The sequence below is a fragment of the Gordonia sp. X0973 genome, assembly GCF_013348785.1.
Taxonomy (GTDB): Bacteria; Actinomycetota; Actinomycetes; order Mycobacteriales; family Mycobacteriaceae; genus Gordonia.
Map to the genome: position 1 here is coordinate 3706400 of NZ_CP054691.1, position 20386 is coordinate 3726785.

The window sequence follows — 20386 nt, forward strand, 5'->3', positions numbered from 1 at the left end:
CGTTACCGGTCCGAGTCCGCTCTGCTCAGTAGCGAGTCCGCTGGACTCACCCGTGGTTGCGCGCCGCCCCCTCGCCGAACTTCGACTTCGACGACGACGATTTCGCTGGTTACGCAGAAACCCGATTAATGGCAAGTATCGCCCATAACTGACGGCTCGCGTATATGTCCGAAGAAATACCAAATCAAGGTTTAACCGTCACGGGTTCTATACCGGCCCGTTACGTACCAGTCATGTTGTGATTCTTGAATTCGAAGCGTCGACCCGACATTCGAGTCCACGGCCACGAGCCGCCGGAACCGACGACCACTAACCTCAGAAAGCACGCCGGGAAACATGAAACAGCACCGCATCGCCGCCACCGCGGCCCTGCTCATCGCCGCCCTCGGGGCCGGCGCGGCCACAGCTCAGGCCGCTCCGACCACAGCATCCGTCAAGCCCGTGCATTACCAGGTCCGCAGCATCGCAGGTGGGGCCACGGTCAAGATCGACAACGGCTCCTTCACCCAGAACGGCCGCGAACTGAACATCCGCGCCAGCAACGGGCAGTCGGTCGGGCAGCTGCCGCTGACCTACCAGATCAACAACATCGCGCGGCCGCTCATCGCGACCATCTCCGGTAACACCGCGACGCTGACGGCGGTCCGCACCGGACCGGGCAGAATCGTCACCCCGGTGACGCGCCAGATCTCGCTCGCCGACGCCAAGCACAAGGCCGCCGAGTCGTTCACCCCCCGCGACCAGCAGGCGTTGGCCGCTTTCTCCAATCGCTCCACGATCGGAAGCTTCGTCAGCGCCGCCGTCGGCGCTGGTATCGGTGCCGGCATCGGCTGCGTCGTCGGGGCCCTTGCCGGCGCAATCGTGACCCTTCCGCTGGCCACCTTGCTCGGTGGCGGACCCCTCGCCGGCTGCATCGCCGGCGCCCTGCTGGGAACCTTCGGCGGTGCCTCCGCCGGCCTGCTGCTCGTCGGCGTGCCGATCATCCTGTTCTCGGCCTTCCAGTACTTCTCGACGGTCACCTCGCCTTGCACCGCCAAGGGCGCGTACTGCCAGGACCCGGCTCACCCCAAGCCGGAGAAGAAGGACGGGGACAAGAAGAACTCCTCCAAGCAGGTTCACGTCACCGCTGCCTGATCCCAGCCACGACGCACACGGCCCGTCGTCTCCGAAAGGAGACGGCGGGCCGTCGTGTATCCCCTGAGTGGTTCTTGGCTGGCCCAGCGCATCCTCGGCTGGTCCAGCGCATCCTTGGCTGGTCGAGTGGACCCCATGCTGGCCGGCCCCACCTTTGGCTGGTCGAGTAGATCTGGATGGTCGAGCACCTCTTTTGGCTGGTCGAGTGGATCCGAGCCGCTAGGCGAGGAACCGTATCGAGACCACCGCCAGCCGACCGACCAACCGACTAAGCCGATCCGCCGTCGCGCAGTTCCTTTGCCGCCGAGGTCGCCAACTCGTCGGCGATCTCGTTGTAGTGATCCCCGTTGTGCCCCTTGACCCATTTCCATACGACGTTGGGGTGGCGGGCCTCTTCGTCGACGAGGCGCTGCCAGAGTTCGACGTTCTTCACCGGCTTCTTGTCGGCGGTCCGCCACCCGTTGCGCTGCCATCCGGCCACCCATTTGGTGATGCCGTTTCGCACATAGCTCGAGTCGGTGTAGATCACCACCGACGACGGTTTGGTCAACGCGGCCAACCCTTCGATGGCGCCGGTCAACTCCATCTGGTTGTTCGTCGTGTCGGGCGCCGATCCGGAGATCCGCTTCTCGTGTCCGCGGTAGCGCAGCACGGCGCCCCAACCGCCGGGGCCGGGGTTGCCCAGGCAGGCGCCGTCGGTGGAGATTTCGACCAGGTCGTCGGGGGAGTCGTTCACAGCAGACGAGCGTACTAGCGGAGCGTATTGGCGGAGCGTACCGGCGGTGGGTCAGGATGCGCGGCTCGCGACGGCGAACGTTCGCGTGAACGGGAACAGCGTGCCGAAGGGTTCTGTGGGGTAGGCCTCCCGAAGCAGTGCTTTGTACTCGTCGGCGAACTGCTCGCGCATAGAACCGTCGAGTCCCTCCAGAAACGGCCGCGCCCCGGTTCCCGAGATCCACGTGAACACCGGATCGTCGCCGGTGAGGACCTGCAGGTAGGTGGTGGACCACGCGTTCACCCGCATCCCGCGTTCGGTGAAGAACCGCAGGTAGCGCTCCGGTCCGAGGTGGGCCAGTCGCCGCGCACCGACGAGGTGGGCCGCGTAGGGCTCGCGGTCGGCGAGTTCGTAGAGCAACCGGTGGGCGGGTTGGGCCGAGTTATCGGGAACGCCGACGGCGAGAGTGCCCCGCGGCGCCAGGTAGTCGAGGACGCCGTCCAGCGCCGACCACTGGTCATCGATCCACTGGAACATCGCGTTGGAGATGACGAGGTCGACGGGTTCATCGGGTCGCCATTGCGTCGCGGTGGCGACGAGGTATTCCACGTTCTCCTCGTCCCGCTCACGTGCCCGCGCGATCATCTCCGGCGACGAATCGACGCCGACGATCCGCGCCCGCGGCCAGCGCTGCCGCAGGTACCGGGTCAGGTGGCCCGGCCCGCAGCCCAGGTCGACGATGGTGCGGACCGAGGCGGCGTCGAGATCGACCGCGGCGATCAGTTCGAGGAACGGTCGGGTGCGATAGTCGGCAAACGCCAGATACGCCGCCGGATCCCAGGTGGCCACCCCCGCGAGCGTAGTCCCGGCCGACCGTCGTCGCTACGATCGACGTATGGGCGCAATCGTGCCGTACCTCGCCTCCACCTGGTGGCTGATCTTCCCCATCGGCTTCCTGGGGAAACGCCTTGCCCACGAGTACCGCAAGAGCCAGGCGCGGCGGCGCGCATACGAGCTGGAGATGGCCCGCATCCGGTCCGCCGCCAGCCTGGAGGAGCGTCGGGTCGCGGAGGTGAACGCCGATCAGCTGCGAACCGCGTTGCGCACCCACGACGAGGTCGACGAGCGCTGGTGGAACTACGAGATCGACCTGGCGACGATCATCAGCTATCCGATGCTCGTCGACGTCCGCGAGCCGCTGACCCGCGACTTCCACAAGGCCAAGGCGCGCGCCGACATGCTCCGACCACCGTCGGGGGTTGAGGTCACCGATCCGGCGGCCTTCGTCGAATACCGCGACGCCGTGCTCGACTACTCGTCCGCCTTCGACGCCGCCGAGCGCGAGGCGCGCCGCCGCAAGCAGGCCGACTTCTCGCCCATCGAGCGCGAGGCGCTGGAGCGGGCCCGACGGTTGGTGATGATCGCCGCCGACGAGGCGGCCACCCCGGCCGAGCGGCAAGCCGCGTATCGCAAGGCGCGCGACGAGCTCGACGGCCTCATCGACCTTCCATCCGAAGGCGCACAGCAGCTGGAGCGCTCGATCGCCAAGGAACTCGAGGCCTAACCACGCCGCGTTGATCGAGTGCCGTAGACGGTGGTCGAATGCCGTAGACGCGTTCGTCGAGTGCCGCAAGACGGTGGTCGAGTGCCGGCGAGGCGCTAGACGCGCTGGTCGAGTGCCGTAGACGGTGGTCGAGTGCCGACGAGGCGCTAGCCGAGTCGGTGTATCGAGACCGCGCCAGCCGAGAAGGTGTATCGAGACCAAGTGTATCGAGACCAAGCATATCGACGTAGACGCACTCACAAATACGGCGCGGTGATGAACTCCAAGAAGTGGCCGCTCGGGTCGCGGAGATAGACACCGCGACCACCGTGCTCTTCATTGGTCTCACCAGGCCTGGTCATCTGAGGATCGGCCCAGTACTCCCATTCGCGGCGTCGCAACCGTTCCACCGCTCGATCGAAGAGATCGTCGTCGACGAGGAGAGCAAAGTGCTGCGGCACGATCTCGTCGACGGGAGGAGTGGCGAATTGGAGCATGGCACCGGTGCCGCCGTCGAGGAGGAGATTCCGAAACGGCCCCCACGCAGGTCCCTCGTCAAGCTCGAACAGGTCTCGATAGAAGTCGACCGAGGCATCCCGGTCCGCAGAAACAACAATGAAGTGGTTGAAAGTAACTGTCACAGAAGGACTTTCAGTTCCACGCCTCCATGCCTGACGCAGTCCGTCATCGACACGCGACGCTACCACCAGGATACTGCCCACTCGGCGAGGTTGCGGTGCCCACTCGGCGGGGTTGAGGTGCCCACTCGGCGGGGTCGGGTGCCTACGGGACGACGTTGACCATTCGGCCGGGAACGACGATGACCTTGCGGGGCTCACCGTCGAGCAGTGCGACGATCTTCTCGTCGGCCAACGCGGCCGTGCGCACGGTTTCCTCGTCGGCGTCGGCGGCGACCGTGATCCGGCTGCGGACCTTGCCCTTCACCTGGATCGGGATCTCGACCGTGTCGTGCACCAACCACTTCTCGTCGGCCACCGGGAACGGCCCGTGCGCCAGCGACTCGTCGTGGCCCAACCGCTCCCACAACTCCTCGGCGATATGCGGGGCCAGTGGCGCCAACATCAGCACCAGGGGCTCGACAACGGAGCGCGGGGCGCCGGCCGGGTAGGTCTTGGTCAAGTGGTTGGTGAGCTCGATCAGCTTGGCCCCGGCGGTGTTGGTCCGCAGGTTCGCCAAGTCGTCGCGCACTCCGTCGATCGCCTTGTGCAGCGCACGCAGGTCGTCCTCGGTCGGTTCCGCGTCGGATACCCGCACCGATCCCGACTCCTCGTCGACGACGAGTCGCCAGACGCGCTGCAAGAACCGCTGTGCGCCGACGACGTCCTTCGTGGCCCACGGGCGCGACTGGTCCAGCGGACCCATCGACATCTCGTAGACGCGCAGCGTGTCGGCACCGTAGTCGCGGCAGATGTCATCGGGGGCGACGGAGTTCTTGAGCGACTTGCCCATCTTCCCGTACTCCTGGAAGACCTCGTCGTCACCCAGATAGAACTTGCCGTCGCGCTCGACGACCTCCTCGGCTGGCACGTAGACGCCACGCGCATCGGTGTACGCGTAGGCCTGGATCATGCCCTGGTTGAACAGCTTTCGGTACGGCTCGCGACTGGACACGTAGCCCAGGTCGAACAACACCTTGTGCCAGAACCGCGAATACAGCAGGTGCAGCACCGCATGTTCGACGCCGCCGATGTAGAGGTCCAGCCCGCCCGGGTCGTTCGCGCCGTGCACGGACGGGCGCGGACCCATCCAGTACTCCTCATTCTCCTTGGCGCACAGGGTTTCCGTATTCGTCGGGTCGATGTAGCGCAACTGGTACCAGGACGACCCGGCCCACTGCGGCATGACGTTCACGTCGCGCGTGTAGGTCTGCACCCCGACGCCCAAGTCCAGCTCGACGGTCACCCAGTCGGTCGCCTTGGCCAGCGGGGGAGAGGGCTCGGAGTCGGCATCGTCGGGATCGAAGGCGACGGGCGCGTAGTCGGCGACCTCCGGCAGTTCGACGGGCAGCATCGACTCCGGCAGCGGATGGGCGTTGCCGTCGGCGTCGTAGACGATCGGGAAGGGCTCGCCCCAATACCGCTGGCGCGCGAACAGCCAGTCGCGCAGCTTGTACTGGACGGTGCCGACGCCGGTCCCGTCCGTTTCGAGCTTCTCGACGATGGCGGTCTTCGCGTCATCGACGGCCAGCCCGTCGAGGAAATCGGAGTTCACCAGCGGGCCGTCGCCGGTCCATGCCTCCTCGGCGACGCCCTGCTCCGACCCGATGACCTCGCGGATCGGCAGCCCGAAGGCCGTGGCGAACTCATAGTCGCGGGTGTCGTGGGCGGGCACGGCCATGATCGCGCCGGTGCCGTAGCCGATCAGCACGTAGTCGGCGATGAAGACGGGGATCTGCTCGCCGTTCACCGGGTTCGTCGCATACGCGCCGGTGAAGACGCCGGTCTTCTCCTTGTTCTCCTGGCGCTCGAGGTCGGACTTCGCCGCGATCGACGCGCGGTAGGCCGCGACAGCCTCTGCCGGCGACGACGCGCCGCTGGTCCAGCGGGCATCGACGTCGGCGGGCCATGCTTCCGCGACGATCTCGTCGACCAACTCGTGTTCGGGCGCCAAGACCATGTACGACGCTCCGAACAGCGTGTCGGGGCGCGTCGTGAACACCTTGATCAGACGGTCGCCCGGGAGGGCGAAGTCCACGTGCGCACCGCGCGACCGGCCGATCCAGTTGCGCTGCATCGTCTTGACCTTCTCCGGCCAGTCGAGCAGTTCCAGGTCGTCGAGCAGGCGATCGGAGTAGGCGGTGATCCGCATCATCCACTGCCGCAGGTTCTTGCGGAAGACGGGGAAGTTGCCGCGCTCGCTGCGACCGTCGGCGGTGACCTCCTCGTTGGCCAGCACCGTGCCCAACCCGGGACACCAGTTGACCAGCGAGTTGCTGAGGTAGACGAGACGATGATCGTCGACGACCGTGCGCCTCTCCTCGGCCGACAGCTCGGCCCACGACCGCCCGTCGTCGAGAGTCCTTGCCCCCGAGTCGAATTCGGCGATCAGCTCGGCGATCGGCCTGGCGCGCTGCACGGTCTCGTCGAACCACGCGTTGTAGATCTGCAGGAAGATCCACTGCGTCCAGCGGTAGAAGTCGACATCGGTGGTGGCGACTCGACGACGCTCGTCATGCCCCAAGCCGAGGCGCCGGATCTGCTGGAGGTACCGCTCGATGTTGGCCGCGGTGGTCGCGCGCGGATGCGTGCCGGTCTGCACCGCGTACTGCTCGGCGGGCAGTCCGAAGGAGTCGAATCCCATGGTGTGCAGCACGTTTGCACCGTCCATCCGGGAAAACCGCGCGAAGACGTCGCTGGCGATGAAGCCCAGCGGATGCCCGACGTGCAGACCGGAGCCCGACGGATACGGGAACATGTCCTGGACGAACAGCTTCTCGTCGGGGGAGTAGCCGCTGACGTCGCCGGCCAGCGGGCCCACCGGATTCGGCGCATGGAAGACCCCGCGACGATCCCAGTTGTCCTGCCAGCGCGACTCGATCTCGCCCGCGAGGTGCGCGGTGTACCGGTGCGCGGCGTCGGGTTCGTTCGGCTTGGGGTTCGTTCCAGTCACTCGACCAGCGTAAATGGTGACCTGACACACGACGTAGAGTGGTAGCCGTGGCCGATGTTATCGCATACCTCGTGGCGGCGATCGCCGCTGTCTGCGGCGTCGTCTGGATCGGGCTCGGCATCACCGGGTGGACCGGACTCCTGCGCCGCAACCGCTACTTCGGCATCCGCAGCGAGGAGACCATGCGCAGCGCCGCGGCCTTCAGCGCCGCCAACCGCGTGGTCGCACCCGGTCTCGTCGCGACCGGGATGTTGGCGCTCGTCGCCGCCGGTCTCGCGTTCTCGCAGCGGGGGATCGCCGGAATCGTTCTCGGGGTGGTCGGGCTGATCGTCGCCCTCGTGCTCGTCGGCTTGCTGAGCGCGGCCGCCATCCGGTCTGTCGCCGCCCTTCCACCCGACGAGGAACCCGCCGGGTGCGGCGACGAATGCGGGTGCGGTGGCCACGCCGCCTCCGAAGACGAGCAGGTTTGCGCGACGCATACGGGCGAGGCCGACATCTGCGAATCCGGGACGGGCGGCTGCGGCTCCTGCGAGATGCGCGACGCCTGCTTCGACGAGCCCACTCGGGCCTGACCCGTGCGCGGACTGCTCGCGAAGTCCCCCGTCGACGGCTTCGTCCTGGCGATCCTCGCCGCCGTGGTCGTCGCGTCGATCTTCCCCGCCCGCGGCGCATTCGCCCACGTCATGGACTGGGTCGTCATCGCCGCGATCGCGCTGCTGTTCTTTCTCTACGGCGCCCGCATGCACCCGCGCGAGGCACTCGAAGGGCTCACCCACTGGCGCCTGCACCTGACGATTCTCGCGTTCACATTCCTGGTGTTCCCGATCATCGGCGTCGCGATGAAGCCGATCGTCGAACCCCTCGTCGGACACGACCTCTACCTGGGTCTGCTGTTCACCTGCCTGCTGCCCTCGACGATCCAATCCTCGATCGCCTTCACCTCGATGGCGCGCGGCAACGTCGCCGGGGCGATCGTCTCCGCGTCGTTGTCCAACCTGCTCGGCGTCGTGCTGACGCCGCTCCTGGTACTGCTGCTGATGCGCGGCGGCTCAGGGGTCCATATCGACGGCAGCGCGATCGTCAAGATCATGGCCCAGATCCTGCTGCCCTTCATCCTCGGCCAACTGGCTCGACCGTGGATCTCCGGTTGGCTCACCCGTCACGCCGCACCGACGAAATTGGTCGACCGCGGTTCGATCGTGCTGGTCGTCTACGTGGCCTTCTCCGAAGGCGTTCGCAACGGGATCTGGTCGACGGTCGACGTGTGGAAGGTCGTCGCGGTCCTCGGGGTGTGCACCGTGCTCGTCATCGGGATGCTGATTCTGACCGGCTGGCTGCCGCCGCACCTGCGCTTCAACCGCGCCGACTCGATCGCCATCCAGTTCTGCGGCACTAAGAAGAGCCTCGCGACCGGCCTGCCGATGGCGACGGTGCTGTTCGCCGGCGGCCCGGTCGGCATCATCGTCCTGCCGATCATGCTGTTCCACCAGATCCAGCTGATCCTGTGCAGCATGCTCGCCACCCACTACGCGAAGCAGACCGAGGCGGCGGAGTCCTAGCGCTTCTCCAACGCCCGAGAAACGACGGCCCGACAGACGACAGTGCCGCCGATCACGACCACTGTCTGGTCACGATCGGCGGCACCGCTGCGATCGGGGTTCTTACTTCGCCCAGTCGGGTTCGGCGATGACTCCCGGCACCGTGTTCACGTGGAAGGCACCCTTGTCGTCGGTCGCCGTCGCGGTGACGATCTGCCACTTCCCGCCGTCGTAGGAGATCGCGCACTGCTGGGTGGCACCGGCCTTGGCGTCCAAGTCGCCCTTGCACTTGAACTGGTCCAGGGTGACCTGAACCTGGCCCTGCAGCGCCTCCTTACCCTTCGACTCCAGCTGCGACTGGCTGATCGTCTTGCCCGCCGACGCGCTGACGTGACAGCCGGTCAGGCCGGCGACGACGACAGCCGCCGCGCCGATCCCGCATGCGATTCTGGTCTTCATTTCGATCCCCTTTCGGATTCGATCAGACGCTAGCACCGGAGTGTGACGGCGATGGTTCAAACGAACTACCCGAACTCCTTCGACACCGGCACGTTGAGGAAGCTCGGCCGGTTGGGATCGAGCTGGATGTGCTGCGGGCGCAGCTGCGACTCGTTCAGCAGCGGGCGCAGCGGCAAGCCGCGGGGAAGGTTCATCGCGAACACGTCGATCCGCAGCCGGTGCCCGGGCTTCAACAGTGCCTCGGTCGGCAGCAGCCCGAGATCGATCTCCACCGGCACCCCGGGCTTCACACGCTTCCGGGCGTGCAGCGACATCGTGTAGAACGGGTCGATCACGTCACCGTTGCGCGCAAAGGTCGACTTGTCCCGGTCGATGGCCCGCAGCGACGCCATGACCTGGCCCGACGAGATGACCGTCGACTCGCCGTTCGGCGCGACGTCGGTCAGCATCGCCGTCCAGTAGGCATCGGTCGCGTCGGCGATCGCGTTGATGTGCAGGTTGGTGTAGCCGGAGATGCTGCGCGTCGTGCGCACCGGTGCCGTCGTGAACGTCAACGCGTTGTGTTCGGCGATGCGGTTGTCCTTGCCGCAGAACCGGAAGATCGCCGTCACACCCGCGGTCTGCTGGGCGGAGTCCCGCGAACACAGGGTCAGCACCCCGGGTCCGACGGTGAGCCGGCCGTGCGACTGCGGCTTCCCGACGGTGAGCCGGCCGTCGCGCACCGCATAGGGCGCGGTCCCGCTCGGACGATCCGAGAGGTAGAGCCGCTGACGGGTCATCCCCGGGCGCGGGAAGTCCGGCGCGGTGATCCACTTGTTGCCCATCTGGTAGAGCGTGGCCGGACCGTACTTGTCGATCCCGTTGTCGATTCCCTTGAGCCAGTGGTCGTACCAGGCCCGCTGCAGCACGTCGAGGCGCGGGGGAGTGCCCGGCTTACCGTTCCCGGCACCCGGCGTGATGTGGTACGCCTCGCCCATCACCAGTTGCTTCTGGCCCAACGGCAGTGGGATCTTGTTGAACATCCGCACCTCGCTGTTGGTGAAGAGGTCGAACCACCCGCCGACGATCATCGTCGGCACCTTGATGCGGTCGGCGTGGTCGAGCCAGCCCCGACGCTCCACCGACCCCGGCACGAGCAGTCGTTTCATATCCGGCGGGATCGACGCCATGTCCGGCGTCAACAACGCCGCCATCAGTTGCGGGAAGAAGGTCAGCGGGTCGGCGATGCGGTCGGCCAGCCACTTCCAGTCGAAGGTTCCGTTGAACATCGAGCCGACGTTCGGCACCATCTTGGTCCCGTTGACCAGCGCCAGCCACATCGGCAGGAAGCCGGCGCCCAGCGCGCCGCCGGGGGCGACGATGTCGCGCACCAGGTCGCCGCCGGGCACGACGGGGAAGATCGCCTTCAGCGCCGCCGGGTTCTGGTTCGCCGCGTACATCTGGTTGATCGCCGAATACGACATGCCGGTCATGCCGATCTTGCCGTTGGAGAAGCGCTGCTTGGACGCCCAGTCGATCACCTCGAGGGTGTCCTTCTGCTCACGCTGCTTGAAGACGTCCCACTTACCCTGCGAGAAGCCGGTGCCGCGCACGTCGACGACGACGTAGCTGTAGCCGGAGCGGACCATCGCCTCGTCGACGGTGAAGGAGCGGAACGCGCCGCCGGTCGTCGCCTTCAGGATGTCGCCCAGGCCCTCGATCGGCGTGCCGCGCAGGTTGATCATGTCGATGATCTGCCTGGTGATCGGCTCGAGGATGGGATTCTGCATGGTCGCGGTGGCCAGCGTCGACACGAGTTTCGTGTAGGGCGTCAGATTGACGATGGTCGGCGTCTTGACCGGGACGGGCCGATTGGCGGCGTCACCGGGCCGGTAGACGTTCGCCTTGAGGACGGTGCCGTCGCTCATCCGGATGGGCACATCCCAGTCGATGTGCATCGTGGGATATCTCTGCTGTTTGTCCTTGGTGTGGGCCCATGCCCTCCCGGCGCTGCCCCCGCTCGGCCCGACCGGCGTCGCCGCCCCGGCCGTCGCGACCGGCGCGAACAAGGCTCCAATCGCGCACACGCTAACTGCCAACAAACGTTTCCTCATGACGAGGCTCCTGTCCCAAACACCGTGATCCGAACGTGCTGTGCCCTGACGATCCGGATGGCGGCCAGGGAATGGGTCACACGACCCGCTTACTGTGGGGTAGGTTACTCACAGGTAGTTGACAGGATCAAGAGCGGGTCGGTAATTGCCCGAAAAGTCCCGTCCGCCCTTGTCGGCGAACAGCACTAGTTCGCGGTCACATCCATCGGGTAGGTCGCGAGCAACGGCAGCGGCCAGGGCTGGCGGCGGAGCACCGTCGCCCACAGGTCCGTGCCGGCCGGGGCGAGCACGTCGTCGGGCATCGCCGACGCGACGAGCCAACTGTCCTCGCCCAACTCGTCGTCGAGCTGACCGGGACCCCATCCGGCATACCCGGCCATGATTCGCACCCCCACCAGCTGCGGCGAGAGCTCGGTCGGATCGGCGTCCAGGTCGACGAGGACGACGCGCCCGCTGACGGTCATCACCCCGGTGACTCCGCGCAGGTCGGCGCCCCGCTGGGCGACGCCGAGACACAGGGCACCGTCGCGTTTGACCGGGCCGCCCACGAACAGCGCCTTCGGGTTCGCGGCCAAGGGTGACCACTGCGGCAGCAGGTTGTGTACGGCCGAATGCGACGGCTGGTTGATCACCACCCCGATGCTGCCGCCCTCGTCGTGCTCGATGAGATAGACGACGCTGCGCGCGAACGAGGATTCGGTGAGCGAGGGGGAGGCGATCAGCAACGTCCCGGCCCGGATCGAGGCCGTGCCGAAGCGGCCGTCGGCACCACCGCCGGTCCCGGCCCTCGGCTCCTCGAAATCGTCACCGCCCACGTTTTCATCATGACATGGCACACAGGTCCCGTCGGTAGTCTTGAACGGTGCTGATCCGGCTCCTCGCGACTCGACTGGCCGGCCAGGCGGCCGACGGGGTGTTCCAGGCCGCGCTCTTCGCCGCTATCGCCTTCAATCCCGAACATCAAGCCTCGCCGCTGGCGATGGCCGGTGCATTGGTGGTGCTGGTGGGACCGTACTCGCTGGTCGGTCCGCTGATCGGCGGCCTGCTGGACCGGTGGGATCGCCGCGTCGTCCTGTTGTGGGCCAACGTGATCCGCAGCGTGCTCATCGTCGTCACCGCCGGCCTGCTGCTCGCCGGCCTGCGCCAATTCGTCGTGCTGGGCGCGGCCCTGGTCGTCATGGGCGCCAGCCGATTCGTCGCGGCCGGCATGTCGGCCGCGCTGCCGCACGTCACCGATCGGGAATCGCTGATCACCCTCAACGCGGTCTTCACCACGCTGGGCGGAGTCGCGTTGATGGGCGGCGTGGGAATCGCGGCGGGCGCACGGATGGTCCTCGGCGCGGGAACGACGGGCGCCGCCTGGGTGATGCTGGTCGCGGTCGCGCTCGGCCTCCTGGCCGCGCTTCTCGCACTGACCTTCTCGGCCGGGGCCCTGGGTCCCGACCTCGTCGACGATCCGCCGACGACGGCTTCGGGCAGCGCGGGCCACGTGGGCCACGGCGTGCAGCGCGGGGTCGAGGCCATCATCGGCGCACCGTCGGTGGCCCTCGTCCTCGGGGCCATCGGCGCGCATCGGGCGGTCTTCGGCATCAACACGCTGGTCCTGCTGGTGCTGGCGAACTCGACGGGCGAGTCAGCCGGGCTGCGCCGCTTCCTGCTGCTCGTCGGCGCCACCGCCCTGGGGGCCCTCCTCGCCGCGTTCACCACGCCGGTCGCGGTACACCACCTGGGCCGGACGTGGACGCTGGCCGGATCGCTGGCCGTCGGAATCGGCGCGCAGACGGTGCTGCTGACCTTCAACCTGAACATTCTCGTCGTCGCGGTCACGATCATCGGCTGGGTGGGGCAGACGGTGAAACTGTGCGGCGACCTGGCCATGCAACTCGACATCGCCGACGACACCCGCGGCGAGGTGTTCGCGATCCAGGACGCGGTATTCAACCTGACCTTCATCGCGGCCGCACTCGCCGCCGCGCTGCTCGTCCCCGCCACCGGCCATGCCGCCGTGTTGATCATCGTCGGCGCACTTATCTACACCTCGGCGCTGGCCGAAGTGGTGCGCCGCCGCCTCGTCGACCAAGTGGCCCCGATCGACGAGCGCCGCCGGGAGCCCGCCGACCCGAATCGGGTGCGGACCTCCGATCAGTAGCCCATCGTCCGCAGCGCGGTGGCGAGGTGGTCCAGGTCCTCCCGCGTCGCGTCGAGGTGCGGGGAGAGGCGCAGCACCGCGTCGTCGCGCATCAACGGTGTGCGCTCCGGCCCGGCCGGTGTGACGAGCAGGCCGATCTTGCGCAGATGGGCGGCCGCGGCGACGACGTCGGCGGTCTGAAAACCAGGCGGGGGAGCCAGGGTGACCAGCGCCGACGGTTCGTCGACCGGTTCCACCACCTCCCAGCTCGCGATTCCGGTCAGGCGCTCGCGCACCGCCGCACCGATGGCCGCCAGTTCGTCGAACACCTTCTGCGGTCCCGCTTCGATCAATTCCGACACCGCCTGCCCCAGACCCAGGCGACCGGCGACGAAGCCGCCGGTGGTCCCCGCGTCGGCCTCGGCGATGTCGATGCGCAGCCGGGAGTCGGGGCGGACCGCAGCGAATCCCACGCCGCGTGGACCGGTGAGCCATTTGCGACTGGTCCCGTAGACGACGTCGGCACCGGTGATGGTGGGTACGTGACCGACCGCCTGCGCCACGTCGACGACGACGGGGACGTCGGCGGCGTGGGCGATCTCGACGATCGTGGCGACCGGCTGGACCACGCCGCTGCCGGATCCGATCTGGCAGACGTGGATGAAATCGGGCTGCTCGAACTGCAGCATGTTTTCCAACGCATCGGTGTCGACGTGCCCGTACACGTCGACGTTGGGGAGGGTGTGTACCGCGTATCCGCGACGCTCGAATTCGACGAGATTCGGCCCGAACTCGTTGCGCGCCACCCACACCGTGCTGGCGATCGGCAGGTTCGCGACTCCGAGCAGGGCGCGCAGGGCGGCCCTGGCGGTGTCGCGGAAGAACAGTTCGTCCGCGTGGTGGCCGAGGAGCGCGGCGAGTTCGCGCGAGCCGCGGTCGAGTTCGGCGGCCGCGGCGTCCATCGCGACATACGAGCCCTGCTTGGACTCCTCCCACAGGTGGTTGGTGACCGTCTCGATGACCGCGTTCGACGAGCGACCGGCCGACGCCGAGTCCCATGCCACGATTTCGGGCTCGACGCGCGCGGCGTGCCAAGCCGATCCGAGCTCGCTGAGAAACATGTCTCCCAATCTATCCCCGCCCGGTGGCGGTTCGGAGACCACCTCGTGCCCGGGTGCGGGAACCGAATGGGGGCGGGCTGCGTCCAAGGAATATGGACCCGTCGCTCATCGCCCACACCTTCGGCACCGGGATCGGGGGCACCCACACCTGGTACGCACCGGCCGACGTCGACCTCAACGGCGACGGCCGCCTCGATTCGGTACGCCTCGACTTCGACGGCGACGGCCTGGTCGACGATCTGATGGTCGACCTCGACGGGGACGGTATCGCCGACCTCGCCGCACTCGACCTCGATGACGACGGGGTGGTCGACGCCTTCTTCACCGATACCGGCAACGGGACGTGGTCGGTGTCTGCGCCCGCTCCAACAGGTATCGGCGGCCAACCCCCTGGCGCACCCGACGAGCCGCCGAAGCCAGCACCGCCGCCGGGTCGGGTGTCGGTACCGATCGATCTCGACGGGGACGGCCGACCCGATGCGACGCTGGTCAGCGGGCCGGGGCCGGGTGGTGAGCTCCGCGTCGACACGGACGGCGACGGGGTGTGGGACACCGCGCTCGTCGACTCCGACGGGGACGGGGTCATCGACGAAGTGCGGCAGCGCAAACCGTGACGACCGGGTCTCCCGGATTCGGGCATACTCGGGGGATGAAGACGATCCTCAACATCATCTGGCTGGTGCTGTGCGGACTGTGGATGGCGATCGGCTACGCGCTCGCCGGCGTCGTCTGCTGCATCTTGATCGTCACCATCCCGTTCGGCATCGCGTCGTTCCGGATGGCGAACTACGCCCTGTGGCCGTTCGGCCGCACCATCGAGCGCAAGCCGACGGCGGGCACGATGTCGCTGATCGGAAACATCATCTGGCTGATCGTCGCCGGGATCTGGCTGGCCATCGGCCACATCACCGCGGGGATCGCCATGTGCGCGACGATCATCGGGATCCCGTTGGGCATCGCCAGCTTCAAGATGGTCCCGATCTCCCTCATGCCGCTCGGCGTGGAGATCGTCCCCACCGGCTCCGACCGCGCGGTCACCGTCAACGCCTGACGGCCAGCTCCACGGGAGTGGTCAGCCGGCGATCTCCTCGACGGCGGGACGGGCACGGTCGGCATCGGCGGGCACCAGCCCGATCCGGGTGCGGCGCTCAAGCACGTCGTCGACGGTGAGTGCGCCCTCGTGGGTGAAGGCGAATTCGATCTCGGCGCGGGTCACGTCGATGCCGTCGACGATTGGGGCGAGGGGATCGGGGACGGTCGCCACCTCGACCACGCGCGGCGCCTCGGCCCCGAAGCGGGCGATCAGCGACGCGGGTAGCCCGGACACAGCAGCCGCATCGGTGTGCACGCCGCGCGGCGCAGTCGCGCCCACCAGCGGAACCGACGTCGTGACACAGGCCGACGCGGTCAGCCCGGCCGCGGACACCGCGGCGTCGACGGCATCCTGCGCCATCTGCCGATAGGTCGTGAGCTTGCCGCCGATGACGCTGACCATCGTCTTGTCAGTGACCCGGACGTCGTGGCGCCGGGAGACGTCGGCGAGCGATCCGCCGTCGCCGCCGGCCGTGTCGATCAGCGGGCGCAGACCCGAGTAGGTGCCGCGGATGTCGGCGCGGGTCACCGGGATCGCCAAGGCGGTGTTGACGGTGTCGAGGAGAAAGTCGATCTCCTCGTCGTCCGGGGTCGGGACGTCGGGGATCGGCCCGGCGGCATCCACGTCGGTCAGCCCCAGGTAGACGCGGCCGAGCTGTTCGGGGAGGACGAAGACGAAACGGCTGGTCGAGCCGGGGATCTGCACCGTCAACGCACCCGTCGGATTGCCGAAGGTCTCCGCGTCGAAGACGAGATGGGTGCCGCGGCTGGGGCGGATGCTCAGCGTCGAGTCGATTCCGGCGGCCCACACGCCCGTCGCGTTGACCACCGAGCGTGCGGCGACGGCGAACTCGACGCCGTCGACCTCGTCGAACAAGACCGCGCCACCGCCGTCGGCGCGCACCGCACGCACCCGGGTGAGGATCTGCGCGCCGTACCCCGCGGCGGTGCGGGCGATCGCCGTGACCAGCCGGGCGTCGTCGATCAGTTGCCCGTCGGTGGTCGACGCGCCGCCGCGCAGCCCGTGCCTGCGCACCGTCGGGCAGGCGGCGAGGACCTCGAGCGCCGACAGCCGCTTGGGTCCGGGCAGGACATCCGACGGTGTGTGGGCGACGCGGCGCAGCACGTCACCGGCGAGGAATCCAGCGCGGACCAGCAGGTCGCTGGTGCGCACGCCGTAGTCGGGGACGATCTGGCGCACGGGTGTGATGAGGTGCGGCGCGATCGTGGTCATCAGGTGATGGCGTTCGACCGCGCTCTCCCGGGCGATGCCGACGTCGCCGGAGGCCAGGTAGCGCAGGCCGCCGTGGACCAGCTTGCTGCTCCAGCGCGACGTGCCGAAAGCCAGGTCGTCGGCCTCGACGAGCGCCACCGACAATCCTCGGGTCGCGGCGTCGAGCGCCACGCCGACGCCGGTCACCCCACCGCCGATCACCAGGACGTCGAGCGGCTCGGTCCGCCGCGTGAGCGCCGCCAGGTCGTCTCGTCGTCGGGTCACGTTCAGTACGGTCATCGGTTCTCCTCGCCGGGGATTTGAAGGTAGCTCGCCAACGCGCGGTGCAGTTCGGTGGACCACTCCTCACCGAGGATCGGTTCGACGAGGCTCCGCGACTGCACCGCCGACTGGGTGATGAGCAGGACCATGGCGGCGAGCTTGTCCGGTTCGCCGTCACGGACCCAGCCGTCGGCCTGCCCCTGCTCGATCCCGTCGGCCAACAGCCGCAGCAGGCTGCGCTGACTGGTGCCGAGGCGGTCGAAGACGTAGGGCTGCCAGAAGTCCGGGCGGGTGCTCCACAGCTGCGCGAACAGCTCGTCGTCGCGGATGGCGCCGGCCACCCGGACGATCTGGTCGATCGCCGCGCCGAATCCGCTGCGCGTGCGCAGCGGAGTGGTCGCCTGCACGGCCGCGACGATCCGCGTGATCTCGCGGTGGCACAGGTCGCGGACGACGGCATCGAGGTCGGCCCACCGGCGGTACACCGTCGGGCGGCTGACCCCGGCCGCGCGCGCGACGTCGGCCAGGCTGACCTTGCGGCCCTGCTGCCGGAGGATCTCCTCGCGGGCGGCGTCGAGCACGCGGGTGCCCAGTTCGTCGCTCGAGGTGGAGGTGCCCGTCTCGGAGACGAATTCGCCCGATCCTGCATTACGAATTGACATGATGTGTAACACTGTATCGCATGAATGCTGGATTTGACCCCGAACTGCACAAAGTCCCCGCCCCGCCGATGCGCTGGGACGCCTGGGGCGACCCCGAACTGGCCGCCCCCCTGTCCGAGGGCACCTCCACGCTGATCCGCGGAATGCTCGGCGTCTCCGGTGACGTGACCCTCCCGACGATCGACCCGGCGACCGTCGCCGTCTCGCCGAGTCGCCTGTCCGCCGACGATCTGCGCGGACTGCGCGGCATCGTCGGCGACGACTGGGTGTCGGCCGCCGATGCCGACCGCCTGGTCCGCGCCGGCGGCAAGTCGACGCCCGACCTGCTGCGACGCCGACAATCCAACCAGGATGCGCCGGATGCCGTTGTGGTCCCGGCGACCGACGACGAGGTCGCCGCGCTGCTGGCCTGGGCCGCCGAGCAGGGGGTCGCCGTGGTGCCCTTCGGCGGCGGCACCAGCGTCGTCGGCGGCGTCGACCCCGAGGCCGGCAGATTCCGCGCCGCCGTCTCCGTCGACCTGCGTCGCATGAACGCCCTCATCGACCTCGACGAGGTCTCCCAGATCGCCACCCTCGGTGCGGGGCTCACCGGTCCCGACGCGGAGAAACTGCTCGGCGAGCGCGGCTATTCGATCGGCCACTTCCCGCAGAGTTTCCGCTACGCGACGATCGGCGGTTTCGCCGTCACCCGCTCGTCGGGACAGGCGTCGGCCGGATACGGCCGCTTCGACGACATGGTGCAGGCACTCACCCTCGTCACCCCGAAGGGCGTGCTGGAGGCCGGCCGGTCGCCGAAGAACGCCGTCGGCCCGGATCTGCGCCAGCTGGTCATGGGTTCCGAGGGTGCCTTCGGCATCGTCACCCGGGTGTCGGTGCGCGTACACCGCGTGCCCGAGGCCACCGAGTACGAGGCCTGGCGCTTCGACTCCTTCGCCGACGCCGCCGCCGCCTTCCGCGGTACCGCGCAGGAGGGCGTGATGCCGACGGTCATGCGCGTCTCCGACGAGGTGGAGACCGCGCTCAACCTGGCCCGCCCCACCGAGATCGGCGAAGAGGCCGCCGAGGAGACCCCGGCACCGCCCGGCGGCTGCCTGGCGATCACGACCTTCGAGGGCTCACCCGCCGCGGTCGCGGCCCGCGCCGGTGTGGTCCGCGAGATCTTCGCCGGTGCCGGCGGGCAATCGCTCGGCGAGGCGGCGGCCAAGACCTGGGAGCACGGCCGCTTCTCCGGCCCGTACCTGCGGGATGCGTTGCTCGACATCGGCGTCGGCTGCGAGACGCTGGAGACGGTCACCACCTGGAGCAACCTCGACAAGCTGAAGACCGCGGTCACCGCCGCCCTCACCGAGGCGCTGCCCGAGCCGACCGTCGTGATGTGCCACATCTCGCACACCTACGCCACCGGCGCATCGCTGTACTTCACCGTCGTCTACCGCCAGGACGACACCCCGCTCGACCAGTGGCTGGCCGCCAAGAAGAAGGTCAGCCAGGCCATCGTCGACGCCGGGGCCTCCATCACGCATCACCACGCCGTCGGTCGCGACCACCAGCCGTGGCTGGCCGACGAGATCGGCACCCTCGGCGTGGACATCCTCACCGCGGTCAAATCCGCGGTCGACCCCGCCGGCGTCTGCAACCCGGGCAAACTGGTCTGATGCCGATCCGATCCCTGGCGATCCTCGCCAACCCGCTCGCCCGCAAAGGCACCGGGCTGGCGATCGCCGCCCAGGTCGAGCAGCTGCTACATGCGCGCGGCGTGCGGGTGCGGCTCGTCGCCGGCCGTGATCTCGACGACGCGCGGCGGCTCGCCGAAGAGGCCGTCGCCGACGACGAGATCGACGCGCTGGTCGCCGTCGGCGGCGACGGCAGCATCCGCCTGGCCTTGGAGGCGGCGGCGACCGTCGGGTCCGACACCCCGGTGGGCATCGTCCCGGCCGGCACCGGAAACGACCTTGCGCGCACCCTCGGCATCCCCCACAAGAATCTGCCCCGCGCCGTCGACATCATCGCGGCCGGTCATTCCCGCGCCCTCGACCTGGGACGCGTGCGGATGGACTCGGGGGAGACCGTCCTCTTCGTCACCGTCGCCGCGACCGGCTTCGACGCCGACGTGACGATCCGCGCCAACCAGATGCGTTGGCCCCGCGGGCAGGCGCGCTACCTGGTCGCCGCGATCAGGGAGATCTCCAAGCTGCGGGTGCGCCACTTCACCGTCTCCGTCGACGGGCGCGGTGTCGTCGACGGCGACGTGCTCTTCGCCGCCATCGGCAACACCACGTCGTATGGCGGCGGCATGCTCATCACCCCCGACGCCGACGTACACGATGGCCTGCTCGACGTGACGATCGCGACGAAGTCGCCCGAGGTCGGGCGCGGCACCCTGCTGCGCCTGATGCCGACGGTGTTCAAGGGCACCCACGTGCATCACCCGCTGGTCCGCACCGCGCGCGGCGCGACGGTGCGCGTCGAATCCGACCCGCCCGCCTTCATCTCCGTCGACGGGGACATCGTCGGGAAGTTGCCGGCAACATTCGACACCCTCCCGGGTGCCGCGCACGTGCTGCTTCCCGGCTAGTAGCGTTCCGGCTTCGGGGCGAACTCCCGGCGGACATCTGTGACCACATGCGGGTAACAAACGTCCGCACTAGTCGCAGCCTCCGCCAATACAGACACGCCAGTGACTCCTGAGACGAAAACGTTCCGCGGAACGCCACTCACGTCACACTAGTTTCCACCTGATCGATAACCCCGCTGACCGAGGCGTTGGTGGATGACC

Annotated in this window: 19 protein-coding genes; 9 read left to right on the forward strand and 10 right to left on the reverse strand. The window is 68.3% G+C overall.

Translation table 11 applies throughout. The features are described from left to right. The first annotated feature begins 336 nt into the window (after positions 1-336). The gene (locus HUN08_RS18085) at positions 337-1134 is read left to right on the forward strand and encodes a hypothetical protein (RefSeq protein WP_124246159.1); all 798 of its coding nucleotides are present in this window, start codon (positions 337-339) and stop codon (positions 1132-1134) included. 268 nt (positions 1135-1402) lie between these two features. On the opposite strand, the gene rnhA is transcribed toward HUN08_RS18085, so the two are convergent. Beyond that, positions 1403-1870 (reverse strand): ribonuclease HI, encoded by a 468-nt coding sequence (gene rnhA / locus HUN08_RS18090; protein WP_124246158.1) that lies wholly within the window; start codon positions 1868-1870, stop codon positions 1403-1405. A gap of 51 nt (positions 1871-1921) precedes the next feature. Beyond that, on the reverse strand, positions 1922-2698 hold the full coding sequence (locus HUN08_RS18095) for a methyltransferase domain-containing protein (RefSeq protein ID WP_124246157.1): 777 nt from the start codon (positions 2696-2698) through the stop codon (positions 1922-1924). A 46-nt stretch (positions 2699-2744) separates the two neighbouring features. Between HUN08_RS18095 and HUN08_RS18100 the strand changes: the two genes are divergently transcribed. Further along, on the forward strand, positions 2745-3413 hold the full coding sequence (locus tag HUN08_RS18100; protein WP_124246156.1) for a hypothetical protein: 669 nt from the start codon (positions 2745-2747) through the stop codon (positions 3411-3413). A 236-nt stretch (positions 3414-3649) separates the two neighbouring features. Here the strand turns inward: HUN08_RS18100 and HUN08_RS18105 are convergent, their stop codons facing one another. Together HUN08_RS18105 and leuS are read right to left on the reverse strand one after the other, a co-directional pair. Beyond that, positions 3650-4033 (reverse strand): VOC family protein, encoded by a 384-nt coding sequence (locus tag HUN08_RS18105; RefSeq protein ID WP_124246155.1) that lies wholly within the window; start codon positions 4031-4033, stop codon positions 3650-3652. A 142-nt stretch (positions 4034-4175) separates the two neighbouring features. Beyond that, a complete protein-coding gene (gene leuS, locus HUN08_RS18110) occupies positions 4176-7022 on the reverse strand; it encodes a leucine--tRNA ligase (protein ID WP_124246154.1) in 2847 nt (948 codons plus the stop codon). A 47-nt stretch (positions 7023-7069) separates the two neighbouring features. Between leuS and HUN08_RS18115 the strand changes: the two genes are divergently transcribed. After that, positions 7070-7594 (forward strand): SdpI family protein, encoded by a 525-nt coding sequence (locus HUN08_RS18115; RefSeq protein WP_124246153.1) that lies wholly within the window; start codon positions 7070-7072, stop codon positions 7592-7594. Between the two features lie 3 nt (positions 7595-7597). Continuing rightward, positions 7598-8581, forward strand: coding sequence for a bile acid:sodium symporter family protein (locus tag HUN08_RS18120; protein WP_124246152.1), 984 nt, complete (start codon positions 7598-7600; stop codon positions 8579-8581). Between the two features lie 102 nt (positions 8582-8683). Here HUN08_RS18120 and HUN08_RS18125 read toward each other — a convergent pair whose 3' ends face one another. From HUN08_RS18125 to HUN08_RS18135, 3 genes are all read right to left on the reverse strand, one after another. Beyond that, positions 8684-9019: a DUF4333 domain-containing protein gene (locus HUN08_RS18125; protein WP_124246151.1), complete on the reverse strand. Its 336-nt coding sequence runs from the start codon at positions 9017-9019 to the stop codon at positions 8684-8686. Between the two features lie 65 nt (positions 9020-9084). Then, on the reverse strand, positions 9085-11112 hold the full coding sequence (locus HUN08_RS18130; RefSeq protein WP_124246150.1) for a CocE/NonD family hydrolase: 2028 nt from the start codon (positions 11110-11112) through the stop codon (positions 9085-9087). A gap of 185 nt (positions 11113-11297) precedes the next feature. Then, positions 11298-11852: a YqgE/AlgH family protein gene (locus HUN08_RS18135; RefSeq protein ID WP_301547015.1), complete on the reverse strand. Its 555-nt coding sequence runs from the start codon at positions 11850-11852 to the stop codon at positions 11298-11300. 122 nt (positions 11853-11974) lie between these two features. On the opposite strand from HUN08_RS18135, the gene HUN08_RS18140 reads away from it, so the two are divergent. Then, entirely contained in the window at positions 11975-13261 is a 1287-nt protein-coding gene (locus HUN08_RS18140) for an MFS transporter (RefSeq protein WP_174900955.1), read from the forward strand. Here the strand turns inward: HUN08_RS18140 and HUN08_RS18145 are convergent. After that, complete coding sequence (locus HUN08_RS18145) at positions 13255-14361, reverse strand: aminotransferase class V-fold PLP-dependent enzyme (RefSeq protein WP_124246148.1); 1107 nt, start codon at positions 14359-14361, stop codon at positions 13255-13257. The genes HUN08_RS18140 and HUN08_RS18145 overlap by 7 nt on opposite strands. Before the next feature lie 92 nt (positions 14362-14453). Between HUN08_RS18145 and HUN08_RS18150 the strand changes: the two genes are divergently transcribed. Both HUN08_RS18150 and HUN08_RS18155 read left to right on the forward strand, forming a co-directional pair. Next, a complete protein-coding gene (locus tag HUN08_RS18150; RefSeq protein ID WP_165353378.1) occupies positions 14454-14975 on the forward strand; it encodes a hypothetical protein in 522 nt (173 codons plus the stop codon). 35 nt (positions 14976-15010) lie between these two features. Further along, a complete protein-coding gene (locus HUN08_RS18155) occupies positions 15011-15412 on the forward strand; it encodes a YccF domain-containing protein (RefSeq protein WP_124246146.1) in 402 nt (133 codons plus the stop codon). A gap of 21 nt (positions 15413-15433) precedes the next feature. Here the strand turns inward: HUN08_RS18155 and HUN08_RS18160 are convergent, their stop codons facing one another. After that, complete coding sequence (locus HUN08_RS18160; RefSeq protein ID WP_124246145.1) at positions 15434-16966, reverse strand: glycerol-3-phosphate dehydrogenase/oxidase; 1533 nt, start codon at positions 16964-16966, stop codon at positions 15434-15436. Next, the gene (locus tag HUN08_RS18165) at positions 16963-17610 is read right to left on the reverse strand and encodes a TetR/AcrR family transcriptional regulator (protein ID WP_124246144.1); all 648 of its coding nucleotides are present in this window, start codon (positions 17608-17610) and stop codon (positions 16963-16965) included. Before HUN08_RS18165 ends, HUN08_RS18160 begins: the two co-directional genes overlap by 4 nt. Before the next feature lie 20 nt (positions 17611-17630). Here HUN08_RS18165 and HUN08_RS18170 point away from each other — a divergent pair, with 20 nt between their 5' ends. Beyond that, a complete protein-coding gene (locus tag HUN08_RS18170; RefSeq protein ID WP_301546799.1) occupies positions 17631-19265 on the forward strand; it encodes an FAD-binding oxidoreductase in 1635 nt (544 codons plus the stop codon). Then, positions 19265-20185 (forward strand): YegS/Rv2252/BmrU family lipid kinase, encoded by a 921-nt coding sequence (locus HUN08_RS18175; RefSeq protein WP_124246143.1) that lies wholly within the window; start codon positions 19265-19267, stop codon positions 20183-20185. Before HUN08_RS18170 ends, HUN08_RS18175 begins: the two co-directional genes overlap by 1 nt. The last annotated feature ends 201 nt before the right edge of the window (positions 20186-20386 follow it).

Coding starts and splice junctions, on each gene's coding strand:
- HUN08_RS18125 (WP_124246151.1), bottom strand. CDS start 9,019: ATGAAGACCAGAATCGCATGCGGGATCGGCGCGGCGGCTGTCGTCGTC.
- HUN08_RS18130 (WP_124246150.1), bottom strand. CDS start 11,112: ATGAGGAAACGTTTGTTGGCAGTTAGCGTGTGCGCGATTGGAGCCTTG.
- HUN08_RS18165 (WP_124246144.1), bottom strand. CDS start 17,610: ATGTCAATTCGTAATGCAGGATCGGGCGAATTCGTCTCCGAGACGGGC.
- HUN08_RS18155 (WP_124246146.1), top strand. CDS start 15,011: ATGAAGACGATCCTCAACATCATCTGGCTGGTGCTGTGCGGACTGTGG.
- HUN08_RS18160 (WP_124246145.1), bottom strand. CDS start 16,966: ATGACCGTACTGAACGTGACCCGACGACGAGACGACCTGGCGGCGCTC.
- HUN08_RS18175 (WP_124246143.1), top strand. CDS start 19,265: ATGCCGATCCGATCCCTGGCGATCCTCGCCAACCCGCTCGCCCGCAAA.
- HUN08_RS18150 (WP_165353378.1), top strand. CDS start 14,454: ATGGACCCGTCGCTCATCGCCCACACCTTCGGCACCGGGATCGGGGGC.
- HUN08_RS18170 (WP_301546799.1), top strand. CDS start 17,631: ATGAATGCTGGATTTGACCCCGAACTGCACAAAGTCCCCGCCCCGCCG.
- HUN08_RS18085 (WP_124246159.1), top strand. CDS start 337: ATGAAACAGCACCGCATCGCCGCCACCGCGGCCCTGCTCATCGCCGCC.
- HUN08_RS18100 (WP_124246156.1), top strand. CDS start 2,745: ATGGGCGCAATCGTGCCGTACCTCGCCTCCACCTGGTGGCTGATCTTC.
- HUN08_RS18145 (WP_124246148.1), bottom strand. CDS start 14,361: ATGTTTCTCAGCGAGCTCGGATCGGCTTGGCACGCCGCGCGCGTCGAG.